The sequence below is a fragment of the Tahibacter harae genome, from assembly GCF_024437735.1.
GTDB classification, from domain to species: Bacteria; Pseudomonadota; Gammaproteobacteria; order Xanthomonadales; family Rhodanobacteraceae; genus Tahibacter; species Tahibacter harae.
In genome coordinates, this window is record NZ_JANFQO010000059.1 from 1 (window position 1) to 4,392 (window position 4,392).

A 4,392-nucleotide genomic window follows, 5' to 3' on the forward strand; every position below is an offset into this window, starting at 1 on the left:
GGCCGGGGCGCTGGCCGCGCACTACGCCGCGCCGGCGCCGGTGCAGCCGCAGGCCGCTGCGCCGGCCGCCGTGCCGCGTCCGCTGCCGCTGCCGCTGGCCGCCGCGCCGGCGGCGGATGCGCCGATCGCAATACTCGGCCTGGCCGGGCGTTTTCCACAGGCGCGCACGGTGGACGAGTTCTGGCAGCTGCTGGCCGAGGGCCGCGACGCCGTCGCCGCGCTGCCGCCCGAACGCCTGGCCTGGATGGACGGCGCCGGCCTGGAGCGGCTGCGCCTGGGCGTGCTGCCGGGCGTGGACGAGTTCGACCCGCTGTTCTTCGAGATCTCGCCGCGCGAGGCGGAACTGATGGATCCGCGCCAGCGCCTGCTGCTGCAGGAGGCATGGAACGCGCTGGAAGATGCGGCGCAGGGTTCCGCCGCGCTGCAGCGCCAGCGCGTGGGCACCTTCGTCGGGGTGGAGCAGGGCGACTACCAGTTCCTGGTCGGCGCCGGCGGCACGCTGACTGGCAACCACGACGGCATCCTGGCCTCGCGCCTGGCCTATGCGCTGGATCTGCAGGGACCGGTGCTGGCGATCAACACGGCCTGTTCCTCGGGCCTGGTCGCGCTGCACCAGGCCTGCCAGAGCCTGCGCGCCGGCGACTGCGACCTTGCCGTCGCCGCCGCGGCCAACCTCATGCTGACAGCGCCGCTGTTCCTGGCCATGGGCCAGGCCGGCATGCTGTCGCCGCAGGGCCGCTGCCGCGCGTTCGACCGCCACGCCGACGGCATGGTGCCGGGCGAGGCGGTGGTTGCCGTAGTGCTCAAACCGCTCGCCGCGGCACTCGCCGACGGCGATCCGGTGCGCGCGGTGATCCGCGCCAGCGGCATCAACTACGACGGCAAGACCAACGGCATCACCGCGCCCAGCGGCGCGGCCCAGTCCCGCCTGGTGCGCGAGGTGCTGGCCCGTTCCGGCGCGGATGCGCGCGCGCTCGGCTACATCGTCACCCACGGCACCGGCACGCGCCTGGGCGACCCGGTGGAAATCAACGCGCTGCAGGAGGCCGTGCGCGATCTCGGCCTTGCGCCGCAGAGCGTCGCGCTGACCTCGACCAAGCCATCGGTCGGCCACAGCTTCGCCGCATCCGGCCTGGTCAGCCTGGCCTGCCTGGTGCAGGCGCTGGCGCACGAAACCATTCCGCCCAGCCTGTATTGCAGCGAGGACAGCGACTACGTCGACTGGTCCAGCAGCGCGTTCTTCGTCAACAAGACCGCGCGGCCCTGGCCGCGCCAGAGCGGCCGGCCGCGGCTGGGCGCGGTCAGCGCATTCGGCATGAGCGGTACCAACGCCCATGTGCTGGTCGAGGAAGCGCCGCCGGCGGCCCGGGCCGCGCCCGTGCTGCCCAGCCGCGTGCTGCTGCTGTCGGCGCGCAGCGAAGCGGCGCTGGTGCAGCGCGTGCAGGATCTCCTCGCCGTGCTGCGCCGCGGCGATGCCGCGGCCGCCTTCGCCGCCATCGCGCATACCCTGGCCTGCGGCCGGGTGCATGCGCCGCATCGCTGCGCCGTGGTCGCCGGCAGCCCGGACCGGGCCATCCATCTGTTGCAGGCGCTGCTGGCCGGCGAGCCCACACCGCATGCTTTCCGCGGCGTCGCGCCGCGGGAATTCCGCGGCCAGCGCGTGCTGGCCGAATACGCCGGCGAGCTGATCGGCCGCAGCCAGGCGCTGGCGGCGGATCCGGCCGGACTGCTGGATACCCAGCTGGTGCTGGCCGAGCTGTACTGCCAGGGCTATGCCTTGCCCTGGGCGCGCACCGACGGCGATGCCGCGCCGGCGCGCATCGCGCTGCCGGGTTATCCCTTCCTGCGCGAGCGCTACTGGTCGGCACCGGCCGCCGCGGCCGGCGTCCTGTCCGGTCCGGTGCTGCATCCGCTGCTGCACGCGAACGTGTCCGACCTCACCGAGCAGCGTTTCCGCAGCCGTTTCAGCGGCGCCGAGCCATTCTTCGCCGATCACGTGATCGGCGGCGCGCGCGTGCTGCCCGGCATGGCCGGCCTGGAAATGGCGCGGGCCGCCGTGCAGGCCAGCCTGCCGGCGGCGGCGCAGCGGCCGCTGGCGCTGGCGCTGCAGGACGTGGTCTGGCTGCGGCCGCTGATTGCCGCCGGCGACGGCGTCAGCACGCAGATCGCGCTGCAGCCGCAGGGTTCCGCGGTCGCGTTCGAGATCCGCAGCGACGGCGCCGACGGCGCGCCGGTGCTGCATTGCCAGGGGCGCGCGCAGGCGTTCGATGCCGCCGCGCCGGCGCTGGATCTGGCCGCGCTGCGCGCGGCCTGCGCCGACGCCAGTCTGTCCGCGGCCGACTGCTACGCGGTCTATGCCGCGCTGGGCATGGACTACGGCCCCAGCCACCGCGGCCTGGAGCAGATCCTGCGCGGCGAGCGCCAGGTGCTGGCGCGGGTGCGCTGGCCGGCGGCGCTGGCGGCGCCAGATCCGGCCTATGTGCTGCATCCGGGCCTGCTCGATGCCGCGCTGCAGGCGGCGCTGGCCCTGTCCCTGGACGACAGCGCCGCGCCGGGCCGGGCGGTGATGCCGTTTGCGCTGGCCCAGGCCTCGGTATGGCAGGCGCTGCCGCCGCTGAGCTGGGTCTGGCTGCGCGACAGCGCCGACAGCACGGACACGCTGCGCAAGCTCGATATCGACATTTGCGACGAGCACGGCGCGGTCTGCGTGCGCCTGGCCGGGTTGGCGGTGCGTCCGCTGCCGGCCGCCGCGGCGGCCGACGACGTGCTGCTGTTCCAGCCGCAGTGGCGCGAACTGGCTGCACCGGCGGCAACCGCGGCGGCGCCGCGGCAGGTGCTGCTGTGCGGCGCCCCGGCTGGGCTGGCCGCGGCGGTGCAGGCCGCCACCGGCGACCTTTGCCAGGCCGTGCCGGCCCAGGGCGACCCGGCCGCCGACTACACCGCGGCCGCGGCGGCCCTGCTGGCCTTGCTGCAGCAGATCCTGGCCGCGCGGCCGCAGTCGCCGGTGCGGGTACAGGTGGTCGTCACCGACGCGGCCAGCGAAGCCGGCCTCGCCGCACTGCTGCTGACGGCACAGCAGGAACAGCCGTTGCTGCAGGGGCAGGTGCTGCGGGTGGCGGCATTGACGCAGGACGCGGTTCTCGCCGCGCTCGCTCTGGCCGGCCGTGCCGGCCTGGGCATGCTGCGCAGCGAAGGCGGCGCGGCGCAGCAGCGCGTGTGGCAGGAGCTGGCGCCGGCGGCCGCCGCGCCGTCGCCGTGGAAAAGTGGCGGTGTATACCTTATCAGCGGCGGCGCCGGCGGGCTGGGCCTGCTGCTGGCGGCGCAGATCGCGCGCCGGGCCGAAGGCGTACGCCTGGTGCTGTGCGGCCGCTCGGCGCTGACGGCGAGCCAGTCTGCGCAGTTGCAGGCGCTGCGCGACTGCGGCGCCCAGGTCGACTACCACGCGGTCGATGTGACCTCGGCCGCGGCGGTGGAAACGCTGATCGACACGCTGCTGCTGCAGCACGGCAGTCTCAACGGCGTGATCCACGCCGCCGGGCTGACCCGCGACGGCTATCTACTGCACAAGCGCGAGGCCGATCTTGCCGCGGTGCTCGCCCCCAAGGTCGCGGGCGTAATCAACCTGGACCGCGCGACCGCGCCGCTGGCGCTGGATTTCTTCGTCGCCTATTCCTCGGTGGCCGGCGCGCTGGGCAATGTCGGCCAGGCCGACTACGCCGCAGCCAACGGCTACCTGGACGGCTACCTGGCCCTGCGCAGCCAGCTCGCGCGCAGCGGCCGGCGGCATGGCCGTTCGCTGTCGCTGAACTGGCCGCTGTGGCGCGAGGGCGGCATGCAGGTCGATGCCGCGACCGCGGCAGCGCTGGCCCAGCGCGGCGCCAGCCTGCTCGACAGCGGCGCCGGCCTGGCCGCGCTGGAGCAGGCGCTGAACAGCCGCGCCGACCAGGTGCTGGTACTCAGCGGCAACGCCGCATTGCTGCGCGCGCAGGTGCTGGCCGCCGCCGCTCCCGCGGCGCCGGTTTCCGCGCCGGCCGCCGCAGCGCCGGCCGCCGGCGGCGAACTGCCGCTGGCGGACGTGATCGCGTACCTGAAGCAGCTGCTGGCCGCCACGTTCAAGCTCGCCCCCGAGCGCATCGACGCCGACGCGCCCTTGCAGGCCTACGGCATCGACTCGCTGATGGTGACCGAGCTGAACACGGTGCTGGAGCGCGAATTCGGCGCGCTGTCCAAGACCCTGTTCTTCGAATACCAGACCCTGCGCGCCGTGGCCGAGTACTTCCAGCGCCAGCAGGCGCCGCGCCTGCACGCGCTGATCGGCACGCCGCAGGGCAGCGCCGCGCCGCTGCGCGCGGCGGCGGCGGCGCCCAGCCGCAGCGCGCCGGCCGTGCCGGC

General features: G+C 74.8%; 1 protein-coding gene. It reads left to right on the plus strand.

The annotated features are described in order from the left end of the window. Positions 1-4,392: SDR family NAD(P)-dependent oxidoreductase (locus NM961_RS23720; RefSeq protein WP_255916905.1), on the plus strand; the 4,392-nt coding region annotated here is incomplete at both ends.